Source organism: Micromonospora musae (assembly GCF_003626635.1).
Taxonomy (GTDB): domain Bacteria; phylum Actinomycetota; class Actinomycetes; order Mycobacteriales; family Micromonosporaceae; genus Micromonospora; species Micromonospora musae.
The window spans coordinates 128,147-148,929 of the sequence record NZ_RAZT01000014.1 but is presented as its reverse complement, the minus strand read 5'-3'; the positions used below and the strand labels follow the sequence as shown (position 1 = coordinate 148,929).

General features: G+C 73.3%; 20 protein-coding genes. 16 read left to right on the top strand and 4 right to left on the bottom strand.

The annotated features are described in order from the left end of the window. Positions 1 to 54: 54 nt before the first annotated feature. Positions 55 to 1,125, top strand: coding sequence for a COG1470 family protein (locus tag D7044_RS25745; protein WP_120690437.1), 1,071 nt, complete (start codon positions 55 to 57; stop codon positions 1,123 to 1,125). Positions 1,126 to 1,231: 106 nt separating this feature from the next. Here D7044_RS25745 and D7044_RS25740 read toward each other — a convergent pair whose 3' ends face one another. Further along, complete coding sequence (locus D7044_RS25740; protein WP_120690436.1) at positions 1,232 to 2,371, bottom strand: low temperature requirement protein A; 1,140 nt, start codon at positions 2,369 to 2,371, stop codon at positions 1,232 to 1,234. Positions 2,372 to 2,609: 238 nt separating this feature from the next. Between D7044_RS25740 and D7044_RS25735 the strand changes: the two genes are divergently transcribed. After that, a complete protein-coding gene (locus D7044_RS25735; protein ID WP_120673828.1) occupies positions 2,610 to 3,074 on the top strand; it encodes a hypothetical protein in 465 nt (154 codons plus the stop codon). A 341-nt stretch (positions 3,075 to 3,415) separates the two neighbouring features. Then, positions 3,416 to 4,042, top strand: a complete 627-nt coding sequence (locus tag D7044_RS25730; RefSeq protein WP_120673829.1) for a phosphatase PAP2 family protein — start codon at positions 3,416 to 3,418, stop codon at positions 4,040 to 4,042. On the opposite strand, the gene D7044_RS25725 is transcribed toward D7044_RS25730, so the two are convergent. After that, the gene (locus tag D7044_RS25725; protein ID WP_233565128.1) at positions 4,039 to 4,746 is read right to left on the bottom strand and encodes a prepilin peptidase; all 708 of its coding nucleotides are present in this window, start codon (positions 4,744 to 4,746) and stop codon (positions 4,039 to 4,041) included. The genes D7044_RS25730 and D7044_RS25725 overlap by 4 nt on opposite strands. Positions 4,747 to 5,468: 722 nt before the next feature. Here D7044_RS25725 and D7044_RS25720 point away from each other — a divergent pair. The 12 genes from D7044_RS25720 (at position 5,469) to D7044_RS25660 (ending at position 14,625) form a co-directional block, all read left to right on the top strand. Continuing rightward, positions 5,469 to 5,996, top strand: coding sequence for a hypothetical protein (locus tag D7044_RS25720; RefSeq protein WP_233562895.1), 528 nt, complete (start codon positions 5,469 to 5,471; stop codon positions 5,994 to 5,996). Next, positions 5,990 to 6,994: a hypothetical protein gene (locus tag D7044_RS25710; protein ID WP_199716770.1), complete on the top strand. Its 1,005-nt coding sequence runs from the start codon at positions 5,990 to 5,992 to the stop codon at positions 6,992 to 6,994. The genes D7044_RS25720 and D7044_RS25710 overlap by 7 nt, the downstream gene beginning before the upstream one ends. Positions 6,995 to 7,031: 37 nt before the next feature. Beyond that, positions 7,032 to 7,694: an SAF domain-containing protein gene (locus tag D7044_RS25705; protein ID WP_120690433.1), complete on the top strand. Its 663-nt coding sequence runs from the start codon at positions 7,032 to 7,034 to the stop codon at positions 7,692 to 7,694. A 2-nt stretch (positions 7,695 to 7,696) separates the two neighbouring features. Beyond that, positions 7,697 to 8,497 (top strand): ParA family protein, encoded by an 801-nt coding sequence (locus D7044_RS25700; RefSeq protein ID WP_120673834.1) that lies wholly within the window; start codon positions 7,697 to 7,699, stop codon positions 8,495 to 8,497. Beyond that, complete coding sequence (locus tag D7044_RS25695; protein ID WP_120673835.1) at positions 8,487 to 10,040, top strand: CpaF family protein; 1,554 nt, start codon at positions 8,487 to 8,489, stop codon at positions 10,038 to 10,040. Before D7044_RS25700 ends, D7044_RS25695 begins: the two co-directional genes overlap by 11 nt. A 4-nt stretch (positions 10,041 to 10,044) precedes the next feature. Then, complete coding sequence (locus D7044_RS25690; protein ID WP_120690432.1) at positions 10,045 to 10,947, top strand: type II secretion system F family protein; 903 nt, start codon at positions 10,045 to 10,047, stop codon at positions 10,945 to 10,947. Beyond that, positions 10,947 to 11,822 (top strand): type II secretion system F family protein, encoded by an 876-nt coding sequence (locus D7044_RS25685; RefSeq protein WP_120690450.1) that lies wholly within the window; start codon positions 10,947 to 10,949, stop codon positions 11,820 to 11,822. Before D7044_RS25690 ends, D7044_RS25685 begins: the two co-directional genes overlap by 1 nt. Positions 11,823 to 11,888: 66 nt before the next feature. Beyond that, complete coding sequence (locus D7044_RS25680) at positions 11,889 to 12,098, top strand: hypothetical protein (RefSeq protein WP_120673838.1); 210 nt, start codon at positions 11,889 to 11,891, stop codon at positions 12,096 to 12,098. 6 nt (positions 12,099 to 12,104) lie between these two features. Then, positions 12,105 to 12,617, top strand: a complete 513-nt coding sequence (locus tag D7044_RS25675) for a TadE family protein (RefSeq protein WP_120690431.1) — start codon at positions 12,105 to 12,107, stop codon at positions 12,615 to 12,617. Beyond that, positions 12,602 to 13,081 carry a TadE/TadG family type IV pilus assembly protein gene (locus tag D7044_RS25670; protein WP_120690430.1) on the top strand — a complete coding sequence of 160 codons (480 nt, stop codon included), beginning with the start codon at positions 12,602 to 12,604 and terminating at the stop codon, positions 13,079 to 13,081. The genes D7044_RS25675 and D7044_RS25670 overlap by 16 nt, the downstream gene beginning before the upstream one ends. Next, on the top strand, positions 13,078 to 13,503 hold the full coding sequence (locus D7044_RS25665; protein ID WP_120673841.1) for a pilus assembly protein TadG-related protein: 426 nt from the start codon (positions 13,078 to 13,080) through the stop codon (positions 13,501 to 13,503). The genes D7044_RS25670 and D7044_RS25665 overlap by 4 nt, the downstream gene beginning before the upstream one ends. A 15-nt stretch (positions 13,504 to 13,518) precedes the next feature. After that, the gene (locus D7044_RS25660; protein WP_120690429.1) at positions 13,519 to 14,625 is read left to right on the top strand and encodes a LysM peptidoglycan-binding domain-containing protein; all 1,107 of its coding nucleotides are present in this window, start codon (positions 13,519 to 13,521) and stop codon (positions 14,623 to 14,625) included. Positions 14,626 to 14,653: 28 nt separating this feature from the next. Here the strand turns inward: D7044_RS25660 and D7044_RS25655 are convergent, their stop codons facing one another. Next, positions 14,654 to 15,505 carry a Rieske (2Fe-2S) protein gene (locus tag D7044_RS25655; RefSeq protein WP_120690428.1) on the bottom strand — a complete coding sequence of 284 codons (852 nt, stop codon included), beginning with the start codon at positions 15,503 to 15,505 and terminating at the stop codon, positions 14,654 to 14,656. Between the two features lie 161 nt (positions 15,506 to 15,666). Here D7044_RS25655 and D7044_RS25650 point away from each other — a divergent pair, with 161 nt between their 5' ends. Then, the gene (locus D7044_RS25650; RefSeq protein ID WP_120690427.1) at positions 15,667 to 16,431 is read left to right on the top strand and encodes a crotonase/enoyl-CoA hydratase family protein; all 765 of its coding nucleotides are present in this window, start codon (positions 15,667 to 15,669) and stop codon (positions 16,429 to 16,431) included. A gap of 60 nt (positions 16,432 to 16,491) precedes the next feature. Here D7044_RS25650 and D7044_RS25645 read toward each other — a convergent pair whose 3' ends face one another. Continuing rightward, on the bottom strand, positions 16,492 to 20,778 hold the full coding sequence (locus tag D7044_RS25645) for a discoidin domain-containing protein (RefSeq protein ID WP_120690426.1): 4,287 nt from the start codon (positions 20,776 to 20,778) through the stop codon (positions 16,492 to 16,494). Positions 20,779 to 20,783 lie beyond the last annotated feature (5 nt).

Below are 20,783 nucleotides of genomic sequence, written 5' to 3'. Positions count from 1 at the left end.
GGGCCTACCCCGCCACCCGTTTCGAGCCACCCCAAGATCACCCGAGGACCAGAGATGCACGCGCCCGCAACGCGCTGGAAGACCAGGACCGCCAAGCTTCTCCGTACGACCGCCCTGTCCCTGCTCGCCGCCGCCGCGGTCGCCGGTGTCGGCGCCGGACCCGCTCTGGCGGCGGATGGCGACGTCACCTGGACGGTCAGAACGGCCTCCAACAGCTACGGCGCGACCCGGTCCAGCTACAGCTACAACGTCAACCCCGGCGGCACGATCGAGGACGGGATGGTCGTGGCCAACCGCGGCACGGCCCCGCTGAACCTCACCGTCTACGCCGCCGACGGCTTCACCACCGAGTCCGGCCAGCTCGACCTGCTCACCCGGGACAAGAAGTCCGTCGCCATCGGCGCCTGGGTGCACGCGAACGCCGCGAGCGTCGCGATCCAGCCGGGGAAGACCGCCACCGTCCCGTTCAAGATCAGCGTCCCGGCGAACGCCACCCCCGGCGACTACGTCGGCGGCGTCCTCACCTCGCTGACCCAGCCCGACCAGGCCGAGGGCATCAACGTGGACCGGCGGCTCGGCATCCGGATCAAGCTGCGCGTCGGCGGCGAGCTGAAGCCGGCTCTCGCGATCGAGGACTTCGACGTCGACTACAAGGGCACCTGGAACCCGTTCGGCAGGGGCGACGCCACCATCAGCTACAAGGTCCACAACACCGGCAACGCCGCCCTGTCGAGCCAGCAGGCGGCCTCGGTCTCCGGCCCGTTCGGGCTGCTGCGCACCAAGGCCCGCGACCTGCCGAAGACGCCGGAGCTGCTGCCCGGTGAGAGCTGGCAGGTCACCGTGCCCGTCAAGGACGTCAGCCCCGCGATCCGGCTCGCCGCGACCGCCGGCCTCACGCCCCTGCTCACCGACGCGTCCGGCTCCGTCACCCCGCTCGACAAGGTCGAGAAGACGACCCACGCCTGGGTCCTCCCGTGGACGCTGCTGCTCCTGCTCCTCGTCCTCATCGCGATCGTCGTGCTGGCGATCCGGCTCGGGCGGCGCAACCGCACGGCGCGCAAGCAGCGTGAGGAGGCCCGCGTGCAGGAGGCCGTCGAGCAGCGGCTCCGCGAGCAGCAGCAGTAGCGGTGACCGCCGCAGGGCCGGGACGCGGCGGCCGGACCGGCGCACGCGCCGCGCTGTCCCGGGACGGACGATCCCGCCGCCGGCGGGCGTAGCGGCGGCTGCCCGGTCAGCCCGGCGCGAAGACCCGGGCCCGGTCGAGCACGGCCACCGCGACGAGGACGGCCGTGGTGACCGCGGTCGCCACGAGCAGGGGAAGATCCGCCGCCACGAGCCCCACGGCGACCAGGACCGGCAGCCCGAGCAACCGGGGCAGCGAGATCCGCCGATTGATGGCGGCGGAGAGCAGCAACCGCCCAGCCAGGAAGAGCGCCGGACCGGCCACGACGACCGCCACCGCACCCGGCTCGCCGGGGTGACCGATGACCACCTCCGCCGCCACGGCGGTGGAGACCACCCCGGCGATCATCACGAGGTGCAGAAGGTTGGAGGCCGTGCCGAGTCGCGTCGGTCTGGCGCGCTCGATGGCGGAGGCCAACTGCCGCCCGCCCGGCGTGACGTACAGCAGCCCCAGCAGCACCGCCGTGGCGAAGATCAGCAGGAAGGCGCCGGTCTGCGCCGGGCTCGTCTCGCTCTCGGCGTACGCGAGACCGGCCGAGAAGATCAGCTCGCCGAGCGAGATGATGAAGACCTGCCGGAACCGCTCGGCGAAGTGGGCGCCGCGAAGCCGCAGCTCCTGCGGCCGCGACCGTCCCAGCCAAGGCGTCGGCCACCCCACGCTCGGCCCGGCGTACTCGACGAGCAGGGCGAGCCCCCAGAGCGGTACGCGCGCCGCCGGCAGGAACAGCCCGGCCAACCACAGCACACCGCTGGCGGCGAACCAGCACAGGATCCGGCCGATGCGTCGGCGCAGCGGATGGCCGCGCAGCACGACGAGGCCGAGCAGGCCCCGGCCCGCGTTGACCACGAGGTAGGCGCCGACGAAGAGCGCGGACCGGTCGTCCAGCGCCGCCGGGACCGCCACTCCCATGAGCAGACCGGCGAGCGCCGCGCCGATCCGCACCACCCGCACGACGGGCGCGTCCGGGGCGTACCAGTCGGCCGACCAGGTGGTCGTCACCCAGAGGAACCAGACCGTGGCGAGCAGCAGGGCGGTCCGCAGGGCCCCGTCGATGCTCGGGTCGGCCAGCAGGACGGCGCCCACCTGGTTGAGCGTGAACACGAACGCGAGGTCGAAGAAGAGTTCCAGGAAGGAGGCGCTCACCGGGTCCTCGCGGTGCCGCAGCAACCGTTCGCGACTGCCCGCCATCCTGCTCCTCCGGCCGCTCCGCCACGACGATCATGCGGCTGTGGCGTCCGGATCGGCGTTCCGCGCCGGCCCGGTGACGCACCACAAACTGCATGATCGGGCACTCGCGGCGCGGCGAGGTGCGCGTCCACGAGGATCACCGGAGAGGACGACCCGGCGGCCCGTCCTGTCGTTGATCCGGCTGCAACCCCCGCCGCCGGCGGCCCACGGTGGGGGCAACCGTCGAGGAGGGACGCCGATGACCAGTCAGCGGGAGACCGTACGGGTCGAACCGGACCTGTTCCGTGCCGTCTACGACTCGCCCGCCGCGCTGCCCGGCCGACAGCGCTGGACCACGCCCGAGTCGGATGTGCGGCGGCTGGAGAAGCTGCTCGGCATCCCGCCGCGCAGCATCGGCGCACCGCTCTGGGTCAGCGGCGACGAACCGGACTGCCCGAAGTGCGGCCGACGGGTGACCTGGTACGACATCGTCTCGTCCGCCCTCGACGGGGTGCACGACCGGACGATGATCGCCATGGTGATCCTCGGCGACCACAAGTACGTCAACACCGAGGTGCCCGACGCGATCCCCGGCGTCCGCTGCGCCGACTGCCACACCGCCATCGACGGGCTGCGCAGCTTCAAGTGCCACAACTGGGCGTACGCCTTCGAGGCGCTGGAGGAGGTCCGGGAGCGGATGTCCGGCGGGCTTGAGACGTTCTGAGGCTCAGCCTCAGCCACCGGCCCGGCGCGGCGGACGCCGACCCGGCGGAGAGGGCGGCTCGGGCCCGGGATCGGGCACCGAAGGCATCGGCCGGAGGCACGGCGCGCCACCGCCGACGGCGAGCCGTTCGCCGTGGTGCCACAGCTCGACCGTGGTCTCCGGCCCACGGCCGTCGCGTCGGCCGCGCCGCGCCGCGCCTCCGGATCATGGCAAATCCAACCTGTGAGATCACTGGGACGAAAGTCAGTTCGCACTCCTTCCCTTCGCCACTGCCGTTGAATCTGGGTTATCTGTACCTTTCTTCCAGGTGAACGGGGCATGAACGAGGCGTGGGGTGATTGATGGTGGAGAACGGCACGATCGACGTACCGGAGATCAGCGCCGACTGGTACCAGGACGTCGTCGACGCGGCGGCGAGCAGCCCGGAGCCGGTGCGGTGGTTCGCCGGGCACTTCACCGAGGGGGCGATCGTGCTGCTCGGCCTGCTGCTGCTGGCCGCGGCGCTCACCCGCCTCGGCGGCGGGCCACGGGACCGGGCACTCGCCCTGGTCGCGCCGATTCCGGTCGTCCTCGCGTACGGCGGCAGCGAGTGGCTCAAGACGATCGTCGACCAGGATCGTCCGTGCCGTGCCGCCACCGAGGCGATCATCGCGGGCTCCTGCCCGCCGACCGGCGACTGGTCGTTCCCGAGCAACCACTCGACGGTCGCGGGGGCGCTGGCGGTCGCCACGCTGCTGCTCGCCCGCCGGATCGGCCTCGTGGCACTGGCCCTGGCCGCGCTCGCCGCGTTCTCCCGCGTCTTCGTCGGCGTGCACTATCCGCACGACGTGGTCGCCGGTCTGCTCTTCGGCGCCGGCGTGGTCCTGCTGCTCGTTCCGCCGCTGCGGCGGGCGGTGGTCGTGCTGCTGCGCCGCCGGGCACCCGCCGAATCGCCGGTGGCCGACCCGATCGGTGGCACCCGGCACTAGCCCGACAACAGCAGCGCGGCGAGGGTGCCGAGCACCAGGAACGGGCCGAACGGCAGGTGGCTGGACCAGCGGGCCCGACGGGCGGCGAGCAGCCCGAGGCTCACCAGGGCGGAGAGCCCCAGCGCGAGCAGCAGCCCCGCCACCAGCACCGGCCAGCCGTGCCAGGCGAGCAGCGCCCCGGCACCGAGGGCCAGCTTGGCGTCGCCCAACCCGAACCCCCGCGCGCCGAGCAGCAGGGTGGTCGCGGCGAAGAAGAGCGCGAGCCCGGCTCCGCCCAGGACCGCCCGCAGCCAGGGACCCGCACCGGCGCCGGTGAGCGCGGCGAGCCCGAGCAGCAGCCCCACTCCGGCCGCCGCCGGCCAGGTGAGCCGGTCCGGCAGCCGGTGCAAGGCGAGGTCGATGAAGCAGAGCGGCAGGACCCAGCCGAGCCACCAGGCGACCGCGGCCAGCTCGGCCACGGGTGGACCCAGCAGCACGAGCAGCGCGACCGCCCCGACCGCGGCCAGCTCGACGGAGCCCGGTCGCGGCCCCGTCCGGGCTGAGCATCGGCGGCAGCGGGCCGTCGGGCCGAGCGCGGGCCACGGGTGCCGCAGCTCCACCACCGCGCCGCAGGCCGCGCAGCCGGCGCGGAGGATGGATCCAGCCGGTACGGCGTGCCGCACCACCGCCAGGCGCAGCAGCGGAGTGAGCAGCAGAACCGCCACCGCGGCCCGCGCGACGCCGGAGCGTCCACCGTCACCGGGCGCTGGTGAGCTTTCCGGGGCGGGTTGTGGTGGGCGAGGGCCGGTCAGTGCCATGCGCGCCGTCCGGCTTGATCACCCGAGCCGCCGAACGTGAACACGGAGCGTGACTTAACGAACGCTCGGGTGTAGCGGATGGCGCAGAAAGCGACCGGCCGACCCCGGTCGGCGCCAAACCCCGGGGACGCCAGATCTCGTGGCGACCGGCGCGGCCCCGGCGAGCGGCGACGAACGGACGGATCGGACGAGATGCCGCGAGTGGGTCGACTCGCCTCCCCCGTCCGGCCAGCGGAGACCGCACCCGGCGCCGGTCCGCGCCACCGCTGGGCGCAGGGAGCGACCCGTCGGGACGCGATCGGGGCGGACTGGACTGTCGCCACCCGCCACCACCACCTGTCATCACTCAGCGTATTCAAATGAATTTCCTCTGTTGCATCGGCGGACGTCAGCTTATGCTCCCCCCTTGGGTGTGACGCAAGCCTCACCGAGACGATTGGAAGGCATCGAGCTTCGCTTTCGTAAGAGATCCGTGAAGGTAAATGCGGTAGCGCATTCAAGAGCTCCGGATGTGACCATTCGGGCCCGCTTCCGCATGCCCGACGGCGACGAGGAGGTTGCGGTCGGGTCGCCATCGAGGAGGCACGGCGGTGCGAGGACGGCAGTTCGGCCGAGCGGCAATCTGCCTGATGACGATCGCGGCAACGGCGTCGATGACGGCGTGCGGCAAGAGCCGGGAGGCGACCGTCCGGCCGCCGGCAGCCCCGGCCGCCGCAGCCGACGCCGACCGGGAGCCCGATGAACAGGCGGCCGGAAAAGCCGCCCTCGACGCGTATTCCGGTTATCTGACCGCGTCCCGTACGGCAAGTCGGAACAGCGATCCGCACGCGCCGGAACTGTCCCGGTTCCTCGCGGACCCGCTGTTGACCCGGGTCCGAGTGGCCATTCGCGAGGCGAAGGAGCACGGCGCGATGCGTACCGGAACGTTGAAGTCGGACCCCACGGTGACCGCGGTGAGCCTGAACACCGTGCCGGCCACCGTCGAGATCCAGGACTGCCTCGACGCGACCGGATACCGCCTGGTCTACACCAAGGACCGACGGGTGGTTCCCGGCAGCGGCGGGAAGCGGTACATCGCCACCGCCACCGCCACCCGCTATCCCGACGGCCGCTGGCTGATCAGCGCCGGCACCGCACACCAGGACCAGCCGTGCTGACCCGGGGAGGCAGGGGTGCCCCGGCCCGACCCCCGCGGGCCCGGGCACCCCGTCGGCGGCCCACCCGAAGCCGGAGCGCCGCCCGCGTCGCCGGTCTCGGTCTGGTGGTCGCGCTCGTCGCCGCGGGCATCGCCCCGGCCGGCGCCGCCAGACGGGCCGACCCGGGCGGTTCCTGCCCGCCCGAGCAGCACGACTGCTCCGTCTGGGACGACGACCCCGGCACGCCCGGCGGCGGCGGGGACGGCGGCGGCGGGGACGGTGGCGGCGACGGCGGCGGTTCCGACGGCGGCGGCGGTGGCGGCAAGTGCCAGTGGAACGGCCGCACCGTGAAGTGCTACGACGAGTTCCTCGGCTGGTTCAACAACGCCGACGGCTGCTACTACAAGCTCGAGGAGCCACAGCCGCCGGACACCCCCGAGGGCAAGCAGTGGTACCTGCTCACCTGCAACGGCGGCGACCTCGGCGACCAGCGCGAGGAGCTGCTCGACGGTCCCCCGCCCGGCTACGGCGCCCCACCCGACCCCGAGGAGCTGGCCCGCCGGGCGCTCGCCCAGATCGGCATCCGGCCGCCCCGGATCGCGGTCGCACCCCGCAAGGCCACCGGCCCCGGCCTGGTCGGCCTGCCGGTCTGGATGTGGGGCGAGCGGGCCGCGCAGACCTTCGGTCCGGTGATCTCCGACGACGAGACCGAACGGGGACTGACCGTCGAGATCACCGCCGTCTTCGACCGGATCGTCTGGGACATGGGCAACGGCGAGAAGGTCACCTGCACCGGCCCCGGCACGGAGTACAAGGTCACCGGCCGGTACGCCGGCAAGCCCTCGCCGACCTGCGGCTACCACCGCGGCTACCCGAAGGCCGGCGCGTACGCGGTCAACGCCACCACGTACTGGACGGTGACCTGGGAGGGCGGCGGCGAGTCGGGCGTGATCCCGGTGCAGCGGACGACGGGAGACGTCGCGATCCAGATCAACGAACTCCAGGTGGTGACGCGATGAGCGCCAACGACGCTTCGATCGGAACGGATGTGAACCGGTGAGCCTGGCGACGCGCAACGGAACGAGCCCGGCCGAGGCGCCGGTCACCCCGCCCAGGGTGGTACGCCAGCGCCGGATCCGCCCGGGGCTGCTCGGCCTGGCGGTACTGCTGATCGCCCTCGGCGGGCTGGGCGCCGCGTTCGCGGTCACCTCGGTACGCGCCACCGGCAACTACCTGGCGGTGGCCCGCCCGGTCGAGGTGGGCCGGCAGCTCAGCGCCGACGACCTGCGGCCCGTGCAGGTGGCCGGCGGACAGGGACTCGCGCCGGTGCCGGCCGACCGGATCGACGAGGTGCTCGGCAAGCGGGCCGCGGTGTCGCTGACGCCCGGCACCCTGCTGACGATGGGGCAGCTGACCGACGCTCCGCTGCTCGGCCCCGACCAGCAGCAGTTCGCGCTCGGCCTCGACCCGGCCGAGGTGCCCGCCCGGCAACTGCACCCCGGTGACAAGCTGCTGCTGATCAGCACCCCCGACGACAACGCCGACGGCTCCGCCGCGGCCGGCGGTACCCGCTTCCAGGCCACCGTCATCGACACCAGCACCTCCGAGACGAGCGACGACATCGTGGTCTACCTGGCGCTGGCCGTCCGGGACGTACCGGCCGTGGTGGCGTTGACCGCGCAGGACCGGATCGCGGTCGTGCTCACCGGGGCGGCCTGAGCATGGCGATCATCGCGCTGGTCTCCGCGAAGGGATCCCCGGGCGTCACCACCGCCGCGCTGGCCGCCGCGCTCACCTGGCACCGACGGCTCGTCCTCGCCGAGTGCGACCCGGCCGGCGGCTCGATCCTCGCCGGCTTCCTGGGCGGCACGCTCGACGGCCCGCGTGGCCTCGGTGAGCTGGCCGTCGGCGAGCTGCGCGACGGCAACCTGGAGACCGCCTTCTGGTCGCAGCTGGTCGACCTGGACGCGCCCCGGCGGGAACGACTGCTGCTGCCCGGCGTGGTCGACCCGGCCCAGTCCGGCAGCGTCACCCCGCTGTGGCAGCGCTTCACCGACTTCTTCACCGGGCTGGAACGCGGCACACCCCCGTACGACGTGCTGGTCGACTGCGGTCGGCTGCACGTGGCGAACCCGCCGTGGCCGCTGCTGCGCGCCGCCTCGGTGGTGCTCGTGGTGACCCGCGCCGAACTGCCGGACCTCTCCGGCGCGCAGGCGACGGTCAGGGCGATCGAACGGGACTTCGCCGAGCACCGGGTGCCACCGGGCAACCTGCGGCTGCTGCTCGTCGGCGACGGGCACGGGCGCACCGAGATCAGCCGGGTGCTGCGCCTGCCGGTGATCGCCCGGCTGCCGGAGGACCCGCGTACCGCCCGGGTGCTCGGCTTCGGCGGCACCGTGCGGGCCGGACGGCCGCTGATGCGCGCGGCGGCCGCGCTGGAGGTTCCGGTCGGCGCGCTGCTGGACCGGCGCCGCGCCCGGCTGGCCTGGCCCGTCCCGCAGGGAGTCCCGGATGCGCTTTGAACCCGTCTCCACCGACCCGCGCCGGCAGCCGCCGGAGACCGACCCGGTCACGCCACCGAGCGCCACCCCACCGAGCGTCACCTCCGTCACGCCGCCGCTCGCCCCGGCGAACGACCGGCACCACGCGCCACCCGTCGCCCCGGCGCCGCGGCCACCCCGGCCCCGGGTCGACTTCCAGGTGGTCCGGGACCTGCGCCGCCAGCTCAGCGAACGACTCGCCCTCTGGCAGCGCGGCCGGGAGTTCAGCCACGACGAGGAGGACACCGAACGGGCCCGGCTCGCCGTGGCGGTGGTCTCCGAGTACGCCGACTCGGTCCGCCGGGCCGGCACGCCGATGCCCGCCGACGAGGAGCGGCACCTGCTCGACCAGGTGACCGCGGAGCTGGTCGGGCTTGGTCGGCTGCAGACGCTGCTGGTCGACGAGACCATCGAGGAGGTGCACATCCTCGGCTGCGACCAGGTGCGCATCACCCGCCACGGCGGCGGGATCGACTGGAGCGAGCCGATCGCCGACAGCGACGCCGAACTCGTGGAGATCCTCCAGGCGGCGGCCCGCCGGGCCGGGGCCACGGAACGCTCCCTCTCCACCTCGAAGCCCACTCTCGACCTGCAACTGCCCGACGGCAGCCGGCTCGCCGCGGTGTTCCTGGTCAGCCACCGCCCGTACGCGGTGATCCGCAAACACAACACGCTGGACGTGAGCCTCGACGACATCGCCGGCTCCCGGCCCGACCTGGACGAGATGGTCGATCCGCTGCTGCGCGACTTCCTCCGCGCGTCCATGCGGGCCGGGTTGAACATCATGGTCGCCGGGCTCGCCGGCGCCGGGAAGACCACAGTCATCCGGGCCCTGATGAACGAGATCCCGCCGGACGAGCCGTACGTGCTGCTGGAGGAGAGCCGGGAGCTGCTGCCGGCCCGCCGTAAGGCGCGGCACCGGGCGGTGATGAGCTTCGAGGCCCGGGAGGGGCACGGGGAGCGGGGGCTGGACGGTCGGCCCGCCGGGGAGGTGACCATCGCCGACCTGATCCCGGTCTCGCTCCGGATGGGCGTACTGCGGATCATCGTGGGCGAGGTCCGGTCCCGGGAGATCGTCCCGATGCTCCAGGCGATGACGACCAGCCGGGGCTCGATGTGCACCATCCACGCCCGTACGCCGGCCGGCGTCGGCGAACGCATCGTCGAGCTGGCGCTGGCGCACGGCCGGGAGATGACCGTCGACCAGGCGCGCCGGATGGCCGGCAACGCGCTCGACCTGATCGTCTACGTGACAGTGGAGGACGAGACCGCGATCGGCGGTCGCAAGCACCGGTTCGTCTCGCACGTGGAGGAGGTGATCGGCGCCGGTGACGCCGGCCGGATCACCACGACCACGGTCTTCGGCCCGGGGCCGGACGGCCGGGCGGTCCCCCGTCACCTGCCGGAGCGGGTACGCGACCAGCTGCTCCGGGTCGGCTACGACGCGCGCCTGCTGAGCCGCTGGATCGAGGCGGGCACCGGGGCCTGGCGGCGGCCACGGCAGACCCGACTGGCCCGGCGGTGACGGCGTGCGCGACGACGTCGAACTGATCGCGGTGGTCTCCGGGGCCGCCTGCGTGGCCGGGCTGATCCTGGCGGTGGTCGCGCTGGTCGGCACCCGGCGACCGGCCGGGCCCGCCCCCGGCGCCGGTCCCGGTCTGAGCCGGCTCTGGTACGGGTCGGGCAGCACCCCCGCCGAGCGGCGGAGCCACCAGGCCCTGCTGGTCGGCGCGCTGTTGGCCGGGGCGGCGGCGTTCCTGCTCACCGGCCTGCCCGTGGTCGGTCTGCTGGTCGCGGTCGCGGTGCCCGGCACCCCCTGGCTGTTCAATGTGGGCCGGGCCGAGCAGCGTGCCATCGCCCAGATCGAGGCGGTCGGCGAGTGGACCCGGCGACTCAAGGACGTCTCCGCCACCGGGCAGGGGCTGCAGCAGTCGATCATCCACACCGTCGGCACCGCGCCGGAGGAGATCGAGGAGGAGGTACGGCTGCTCGCCGCCCGGCTCCAGGCCGGCTGGCTGGGCCGTTCCGCCCTGCTCGCGTTCGCCGACGAGATCGGCGACCCGGTCTGCGACCAGGTGGTGGCCGCGCTGATCCTGCACCTGACCGACCGCGGTGACCGCCTCGGTGACGTGCTCGGCTCGATCGCCACCGCCGCGGCCGCCGAGGTCGCCACCCGGCGGGAGGTCGAGGCGAAGCGCACCCAGCCACGGTTCGCGGTGCGCTTCCTGACCGGGATGACCCTCGCCACCCTGGTCTACGGGCTGCTCAACACCGAGTACATCCGCCCGTACGCCACGCCGGTCGGTCAGCTCGTGATGGCCGCGCTCGGCGCCACCTTCGTCGGCCTGCTGGCCTGGGTTCGATCGATGAGCAGGCCGCAGCGGGCCGCCCGCTTCCTGCCCGCCCCCGATCCGGAGGAGGCGATCGCGTGATCACGTACCTCAACTGGCAGCTCGGGATCGCGGTCGGCGGGGGCGCGGCCGTCGGGCTCGGCCTCTTCCTGGTCGTACGCGAGTTGGCGCCGGCCTCCCCGGCGCTCGGGCCCGCGCTGCGCCGCCTGCACCAGCCGGCGGGGGCCCGACCGCCCACCACACCGGCCGGACGGCGGCTGGAGTGGCTCACCGGCCTCTCCCGGTGGCTGCGCCCGCCGCACCGGCAGCTCGCGCTGATCGACCAGGCTCCCGAGCAGTACGCGCTGTCGCTGCTGCTCTCCGCGCTGATCGGGCTCGCCACGCCCACCCTGCTCGGGGTGGCCTGCTTCGTGCTCGGCATCTCGCTGCCGCTGGCGGTGCCGGTGCTGGGCAGCCTCGGGCTCGCCCTGGTCGCGGCGTTGCTGGCGCACCGGTCCGTGCTCGCCCGGGCCGCCAAGGCGCGGGAGGAGTTCCGGCAGGCGGTCTGCACCTACCTGGATCTCGTGGCGTTGCAGCTCTCCGCCGCGCACGGCCCGGTGCAGTCCCTGGAGCGGGCCGCCGCGGTCTGCGACGGCTGGGTCTTCGACCGGATCGCCGAGGCGCTGCGGATCGCCCAGATGCAGATGCACTCCCCCTGGGACGAGCTCCGCGACCTCGCCGACCGGATCGGCATCCCCGAACTCGGCGACGTCGGGGCGATCATGCGCTCCTCCGGCAGCGAGGGCGCGCAGGTCCACGAGACCCTGCGCAGCCGGGCCGACTCGCTGCGCGACCAGATCCGCACCGACAACCTCGCCCGGGCCGAGGGGGTGACCAGCCGCCTCGACATCCCGGGCGCGTTGCTCGTCTTCGTCCTGCTCGGTTTCGTCGTCTACCCGTTCATCGCCCGCATGTGACCCGACCTGAGCCCGCTGTGACCCGACCTGAGCCCGCATGTGACCCGACCTGACAAGGAGCACGCCATGTCCCTCATCACCTACGTGCACGTCGCGTTGACGACGCGCCTGGCCGAGCTGCGCCGCGACGGCGAGCGCGGCGACAGCCCGGTGCCGACCGCCGTCATCATCTTCGGCCTGGTCTTCGTGGCGACGATCGTCACCGGCCTGGCGCTGGCCAAGGCGGAGGACTGGATGAACGGCATCCCGGCCCACAGCAACCCGACCAAGCCGTAACCGGCGATGCATCGAGCCGCTCACCGCCGGGGGCGCCGGGCGACACCCGCCGTCCGGCGCCCCCGCGCGTCCGGGCCCGGCCGGCCCCGGCGCGGTGCCGTCCGCCGGGCGGTCGACGCGGTGGTACGGCGGTCCGCCGCCGGTGCAGCGGATCGCGGCGCCAGCCCGGTCGAGTTGGCGGTGGTGATGCCGCTGATCCTGGTGCTGCTCTTCGCCTCGGTGCAGGTGGCCGTCTGGTTCGTGGCCCGGTCGACCGCGCTCAACGCCGCGCAGAGCGCGGTGAACGCGCAGCGGGTGCACCAGGCTCCCGCGGACGCCGGCACCGAGCGGGCCACCCGGTTCCTCCGGGCCTCGGGTGACTGGCTGGTCGGCTGGGACCGGCCCGCCCCGACCTGCCAGACCACCGCCACCGAGGTGACCTGCACGGTGCGCGGCCGGTCCCTCTCGGTGATCCCCCTGGTGAGCTTCCCCGTGCGGCAGACCGCCCACGGCACCGTGGAACGGTGGACCACGTCGTGACCCGCGACGGGCGACGGGGTTCGGTCTCCATCGAGGTGGCGGTGCTCGCCCCGGCGTTCATCGCGCTGATCGTGCTGGCCGGCGTGACCGGGCGCAACGCGGTGGCGGCCGAGGCGCTCGAGGCCGCCGCGCACGACGCGGCCCGAGCCGCCTCCATCTCCCGGGACGCCGAGACCGCTCGCGCCGAGGCCCGCGACGCGGCCCGCCGGCAGCTGGACTGGCGGGGCCTCGCCTGCACCGGCGCGCCGACGCTCATCTTCACCGGTTCGGTCGCCGGGCGCTCCACCACCTTCAACGCGGCCTTCGGCAGCCGGGCCGGGCAGGAGGCCTCGGTCACCGTCCAGGTGAGCTGCACCGTCTCCTACGAGGACCTGCACCTCTCCGTGCTGCCCGGCATGCCGGCCGGCGACGCGATCTCGGTGAGCTTCACCTCGCCGCTGGACCGCTACCGGAGCAGAGGATGACCGCCGGGTCGGGCCGCGACGCGGGGCGGGTGAGCATCTTCCTCGCGGTGGCGATGGTCGGGGTGCTCGCCGTCATCGGGCTCTCCTACGACGGAGCCGGTCAGCTGCGTACCCTGCAACGCGCCGACAACCTGGCCGCCGAGGCGGCCCGCGCCGGCGGGCAGGCCGTCGACCGGGCCACCGCGATCGCCGGCGGGCCGAAGCGGATCGACAAGCGGCTCGCCCGCGCCGCGGTGGTCGACTACCTCGCCGCCGCAGGCGCCGCCGGACACACGGTCAGCTTCCCCGTCGTGAACGGCGAAACCTTGATCAGGGTCCGGGTCACCATCACCTACCGCCGGTCGATGCTCGGCCTGTTGGGCTTCGACGACACCATCACCGTCAGCGGTGAGGCGACCGCACGCGCCCTCACCGGACCGTAGGGAAGGAAGGCAGCCATGGGTCGCTCCGCGGTACGCCGGACCGGACGGATCCTCACCGGGTTCGGCGCGCTCATCCTGCTCGGTACGGTGCTGGTCGGCGCCCCGGTGGCGCTGCTCGCCCTCGCCGGCAATCCGCTACCCGACCACGTGCCGACCCTGGCCGAGGTCGGCGCCGCGTTGACCAGCCGCGACGACGGGCAGCTCTTCCTGCGGGCGTTGGCGCTCGTCGGCTGGTTCGGCTGGGCCACGTTCACCCTCTCGGTGCTCGTGGAGCTCGGCGCGCAGGCGCTGCGCCGGCCCGCGCCCCGGCTGCCCGGCATGAGCCGGCAGCAGCGCGCGGCGGCAGCGCTGGTCGGCTCGGTCGCGCTGATCGTCGCCGCCGCCCCGGCGGCGAGCGCGGCCACGACCGTCGGTCAGGCGTACGCCGGGCCGACGCTGAGCCACCCGGTGGTCTCCCAGGCGTACGGCGCCCCGGCCACCCCGCTGGTGACGGCACCGGTGACGACGGGTGCGCAGGTGCGGGAGACGCAGGCCGGTGACCGGCCCGTGTACCGGGTCGCCAAGGGCGACTACCTCGGCGCGGTCGCCGAGCGCTACCTCGACGAGTTCGCCGACTACCGCGAGCTGGCCCGGATCAACCGGCTCGCCGACCCCGACCGGATCCGCCCGGGGCAGCTGCTCAAGCTGCCGCGACAGGCGGTCGACCGGGGCGTACGGCCGCACGCGACAGGTCGTCTCGTACAGCGTCCGGCACCCCGCCCCGCGCCGGAACGGGTCGCCGGGGCTCACGGCACTCGGCCGGCGCCGACCACACCGGACGGCCAGGAGGGGAGCGGCACCGCCGCCCGACCCGACGGCGGAGCGCCCGCGTTGACGGTGGGGGCGGCCCGGGCGGTTGAGGCGGACCGGCTGAACCGGCCGCTGGCGGTCTCCGCCGTACTCGCCGTCGCGAGCATCGTCGGCGCGCAGATCGGTGCCGTGCTCGGACTGCGCCGCCGCCCGGTCACCGCCGGAGCGCGGGCGGGTGCGGGCGGTCAGCTGCGGGCGCTGCCCAGTGGCCAGGCCGGCGCGCACGCCCGGGCCGCCGGTGAAATGCCGGTGGGGCGACACCGCCGGGACTGAAATCGACCCGGCCCGGTGGGCGGCCGCCTCAGGGCAGCCGCGCCTCGATCATGCCGTTGCGGATCCGGGTGGGCAGCACCTGACCGTCGCTGCCGGACGGGCCGTGCACCACCTCGCCGCCGTTGAGCCGGAACGTGCTGCCGTGCCACGGGCAGACCACGCAGTCGTGCCCGTCGACCTGCTGCACCTCGCCCTGCCCCAGCGGGCCGCTCTGGTGCGGGCAGCGCTCCAGCATCACTGTCACGTCGTCGCCGTGCCGGTAGAGGATCACCGAGACGTCGTCGATCTCCTTGGTGATCAGCTGCCGCTGCGGGACGCTCGACAGGTCACCCAGCGGGTGCCAACCCTGGCTGATCAGGTGCAGCTCGGAGATGCTCTGGCTGACCTGCGCCCCCTGCTTGTACGCCAGGTGCCCGCCGATGTACGCGCCGATGCTGGCGATGCCGAGGCCCGCCATGCTGAGCGCGCGACCGATCCCGTGCCGGCCGGAGAGGCGGGCGGCCAGGGAGCCGCCGTAGCAGGCCACCGCGACGGTGTTCGCGGCGGCGTGCACCAGGCCGACCCGGCGCTGGTCGGGGGCGAGCGCCGCCCAGTCGTTGAGCCCGGCGACGGCCGCCGGCAGGGCGCTCACCGTGCCGAAGGCGGTGAGGGTCGTGGCGGCCCGGCGCTGCCCGGGCATCAGGTCGAGGACCGCCGCGCCGATCCAGGAACCGACGGGCACCTGCACCATCGCCGGGTGCAGCGGGTGGCCCAGCGGCACACCGTGCAGCAGGTCCCGGACCCGCTGCGGTCGCAGGATCGCCTGGACCGCACGCTGCAGCGGGTCACCCACCCGGTCCAGCCGGGTGTTCTGCTCGATTCTCGTCAGTAAGGCTCGCACGGGTACCGACTTCCCGGTCCTCGCCGTCGCAAACCGGTCGCCGGGGACGGATCTGTCGCGGAGCGTGGCCGGCACCCGATCCCACTGTGAGGGCGCACGCGGCCGTGGCCGACCCCGGCCGCCCCCTGGCGCGTTGGCACCCGCGCGGGCATCCTGTGCCGATGGGCGTACGGGTCGAGCGGCGCGGAGCGGTGACCACGGTGATCCTGGACCGGCCAGCGGCGCGTAACGCCGTCGACGGGCCGACCGCGCGGTCGCTCGCCGACGCGTTCCGCGCCTTCGACGCCGACCCGGACGCCTCGGTCGCCGTGCTCTGGGGCGAGGGCGGCACGTTCTGCGCCGGCGCGGATCTGAAGGCGATCGGCACGGCGAGCGGCAACCGGGTCGAGCCGGACGGGGACGGCCCGATGGGCCCCACCCGGATGGTCCTCGGCAAGCCGGTGATCGCGGCGATCTCCGGGTACGCCGTCGCCGGCGGTCTGGAGCTGGCGCTCTGGTGCGATCTGCGGGTCGCCGAGGCGGACGCGGTGCTCGGGGTCTTCTGCCGGCGTTGGGGCGTCCCCCTGATCGACGGGGGCACGGTCCGGCTGCCCCGGCTGATCGGCGAGAGTCGGGCGATGGATCTGATCCTCACCGGCCGGGCGGTGCCGGCGCCGGAGGCGTACGTCATGGGGCTGGTCAACCGGCTGGTCGCCCCGGGCGCGGCGCGGGCGGAGGCCGAGGAGCTGGCCGCGGAGCTGGCCCGGCACCCGCAGGCCTGCCTGCGCAACGATCGGGCGGCGGTGCTTGCCGGTAGCGGGTTGCCCGAGCCGGCGGCGATGGCGACCGAGCTGGCGTACGGCATGGAGTCGTTGGCGGCGGATGCGGCGGCCGGCGCGGCCCTCTTCGCCGCCGGGGCCGGCCGGCACGGCGCCGCGGCGCAGTGACCGCATCGGCGGACGCCGCCGGGAGGGTGGGTCCTCCCGACGGCGTCCCGGTGCGGATGGTCAGTTCCGGATGATGGTGAAGGTCGAGGTCGTGTTCCTGATGTCGACGTCGTTGTCGGTCAGTCGGAGGTTGTTGAAGGTCGCCGAGCCGACCGCCGGGCCCTGACCCGGCTCCGGCATCTCGTTGACCCAGATGGCGAAGCCGGACTTGGCGTCGAAGGCGTCACCGCTGCGCCGCGCCCCGGAGATCGACACGTTGGTGAAGACGGTGTCGGTGACCGGGTTCTCCGGCTGGCTCCCGGTGTACTTGGTCTGGAACATGATTCCGGAGTAGGAGGGGTCGACGATGTCCACGTCGGTGACGCGGATGCCGCGGAACTCCTTCGACGCCGAGAAGATCCAGATCGCCGGGAAGGTCTGCGCGCCCCAGAAGTGGCCGCCGGACCGGATCAGTGAGATGTTCTCGAAGCGGGTGGGTGGGCTGGCCCCGAACCCGATGAAGGGGTAGCCGAAGTCCAGCGAGCTGATGGTGAGCCCGGAGTAGGTCAACTGGTCGGCGATGTAGAGGTTGCGGAACACGTTGTCGTAGCCGCCGTAGACGGCGATGCCCGCCGCCCGCCAGGTGAGCGTGGCGGTCAGGTTCTCGAAGACGTTGCCGTGGTTGGACGTCGACGCCCCCTGGTCGATCGCGGAGAAGAGCGCGAACGCGTCGTCCCCGTTGGAGCGCCCCTCCGAGTTGGCGATCAGGTTGTTCGTGCTGCCGTTGGTCATGTTGACCGCGTCGGCGAAGGTGTTCCGGAACCGGCTGTTCGTGATCTTGAGGCCGCTGACGCTGACCCCCCAGTAGCCGCAGACGGTGTGCTCGACCCAGACGTTGTCCAACGTCATGTTGTCGACGTCCTTCAGCTCACCCCAGACCTTCCCCGGCCCGTCGATCCGGTTCGTGTAGTTGCCGAAGAAGGCGAGGTGCTCGAAGGACGACCCGCTGGCCGAGGGCTCCACCCGGAAACCGGCGTCGGTGTTCTGCTGCGACGTCGGCGTCTGGAAGCGGGTGAACCACATGCCCGCGCCGACGACCTTCACCGGCTTGCCGTAGACCTGTAGCTTCTGCGCGGTCTCGTACGTGCCGGCCGGCAGGTAGACGCCGGTCAGGTTGCCCGACGTGTCCATCCGGACCGCGTCGAGCGCGTTCTGCACGTCGGAGTGGCTGAACCCGTTCGGCACCGCGTACCGGGCCGGATCCGGGTTCGCCCGCGGCGACACCTGCTCCAGGTTGATGAAGTCGATGGCGTACGTGGTGTTGTTGGCCGGGTCCTTCTGGAGGCGGATCCGGCTGCCCGCCGGGATCGTGGAGTTCAGCAGGACGTTCGCCTCGTCGTAGAGGTGCCGGGGCGGGCCCGCGCTCGGCGAGTCGCTCGGGCTGGCCTCCGCGCCGTACAGCCAGATGTGCTTCGAGGTGAGGCTGATCGGCTTGTGCAGCACACCGTTGACGTAGATGTTCAACGTCGAGTTGATGCCCCCGCCGCCCGGCGCATCCGGGATCGAGAAGCGGGTCACCAGGGCGTTCGCCGGCGCCTTCGTGGTCCACTCGACGAAGGCGCCGTTGGTGTTGAGGGTGACGGCCCGCCGGCCGGAGGCCTCACCGCCCAGGTCGCCGATGATCCGGTTCGGCCCGACCGTCTGCGCCCCGCCGCCGATCGTGCCCTCCTCGGCCTCGTACATGTCGTACGGCAGGTTCGCCCCACGCCCGACGAAGAACGGCCGCTCGCTGGTGTTGTTCTGCCGCTTCACCGGCAGCTCGTTGGCGTCGTCGGCGAGCACCACCCGGACGGTGTACCGGCCGTTCGCCGCCGTCCAGCTGCCCAGGTTCACCGGCCCGGCGCTCGCGCCGGCCGCGATGGTGCCGCTGTACGAGCCGGTCAGCGTACGGACCACGGTGCCCGAGTCGTTGACCACGGTCAGCGTGATGCCGTGCGCGCCGCCCGCCGAGGCGACCGTGCCCTGGTTGCGGATGGTCACCGCGAAGTTGACCGTGGCGCCCGCACTCGGCGTGCCGGGCGACCAGGTGACCGCCGAGGCGACCAGGTCCGAGCTGGCCACCGGATTGACGGTGAGCGCGTTCGGGCTGGTGTAGCTGTTGTTCGCCTCGTTCTGCTCGATCACCGTGTTCGCCTCGTCGACCTTGGCCACCAGCTCGTAGCTGCCGGCGTTACGCGGGCCGATGTTCGCCGAGACGGTGGTCGACGCCCCGGCGGCGAGCGCGCCGACGTTCGCCGTGCCGACCTTCGTCGTACCCAGGTAGAGGCCGACGGCCGTGGCCGCCGCGCCCGCGGTTCCCGCGTTGCGGACCGTGGCGGAGAGGGTGATCGCGTCCGTCTCGACCGGCGTCGCGGGTGACGCGGTGAGGGCGGTGACGGTGAGGTCCGGGTTCGGGGCCGGTACACCGATCACCTGGAGCTCGGCGACCTGCCCGTTCGACGAGCCGGAGTTCGCGGTGAACTGGAGCCGGATGTCGGCGGCGGTCGCCGAGACCGGGATGGTCACCGTGTTGCCGCTCGCCGGGCTGAACGAGTAGGTGGCCGACCCGACCAGCGTGCTGAACCCGGCGGCCGACTGCTCCCGGCCGAACACCTGGAACGTCTGGGTGCGCGGCCCCCAGGCCGGGTCGGGGTTGAGCTTCACCACCAGCGAGTTGACCGTCGCGTTCGCGCCGAGCGCGACGGTCAGCGTGCTCGGGTACGCCCCGGGCGCGCCCTCCCAGTAGGTGGTGACGTCGTCGTCGTTGGCGTTGACGGCGTTGAAGATGTGCACCACCGAGGAGGCGGTGATCGGCTTGTCGACGGCCAGGTTGGTGCCGCCGGGTGTGCTGCCGGGGCGGGTCACCGTGTTGCTGTTCGCCGACACGTTCCCCGCCGCGTCCCGGGCGCGGACGAAGTAGGAGACGGTGGCCGAGGCCGGCTGGCTGTCGGTGTAGGTGAGGGTGGAGCCGTTGACGCTGCCGCGCAACGCGCCGTTGGCGTACACGTCGTAGCCGGTCACCCCGACGTTGTCCGTGGACGCCGTCCAGGTCAGCCGGATCTGCCCGCTCGCCGGCTGGGTGTAGGCCAGGTTGCCCGGCGCGGTCGGCGCCACGGTGTCACCGGTGCTGCCGGTACGGGTCACCGAGTTGCTGTTCGCCGACTGGTTGCCGGCGGCGTCCCGCGCCCGGACGTGGTAGGTCACCGTCGCGGAGGCCGGCTGGGTGTCGGTGAAGGTGAGCGTCGAACCGCCGACGCTGGTGCGCAGCACCCCGTTGGCGTAGACGTCGTAGCCGGTCACCCCGACGTTGTCGGTCGACGCGGTCCAGGTGAGCCGGATCTGGTCGGGCGCCGGCTGGGTGAAGGCGAGGTTGCCGGGCGCCGAGGGCGGCTGGGTGTCGCCGGTCGCCGGGCCGTAGACCTCCAGCTCGGAGAGCTGCCCGGCGGGCCAGCCGGTGTTCGCCGTGAAGAGCAGGCGGACGTACCGGGTGGCGGCGTTCGGCACGGTGACGGTGACCGAGTTGCCGGAGCCGGGGTTGAAGGCGTACGACGCCGAGCCGACCAGGGTGTCGAAGCTCGACCCGTTGGTGCTGCCCTGCACGGTCAGCGTCTGGCTGCGCGCGCCCCAGCCGCCGGGCAGCTTGAGCACCACCCGGTTCACGTTCACCGTGGCGGCCAGGTCGACCTGGATCCACTGCGGGAAGGCGTTGTTGGCGCTCTCCCAGTAGCTGCCGGCGTTGCCGTCGTTGGCGTTGGCGGCGCCGTAGACGTCGGAGTGGCTGCTCTCCGCCATCGCCTTGCCGAGCGCCAGGTTGGTCGACGAGGTCGCCGCGCCGTACACCTCCAGCTCGGCGAGCTGGGCGGCCGACCAGCCGGTGTTCGCGGTGATGTGGACGCGGACGAAGCGGGTGCTGGTGGCGGGGAAGTTGATGGTCACGGAGTTGCCGCCGGCCGGGCTGAACGAGCGTCCGGCCGAGGAGACGATGGTGCTGAAGCCGCTGCCGTCGGCGCTGCCCTGCACGGAGAGCGTCTGGGTGCGCGCCTCCCAGCTGCCGGGCAGCTTGAGCGTCACCTGGTCGATCGACTGGCTGGAGCCGAGGTCCACCTGGGCCCACTGCGGGAGGGCGCCGCTGCTCTCCCAGTAGCTGCCCTGGTTGCCGTCGGTCAGGTTCGCGGCGGCGTAGGGCGCGTTGGTGCTGCTAGCGGAGGCGTTCTTGCCGGCGGCGAGGTTCGGGCCGCCGGCCGCTGCGGCGGGTGGCGCCGGGGCCGCGGTGACGGCCAGGCCGATCGCGGCGAGCACCGCGACGGCTCGGGTACGGAATCTGGACATGGTTG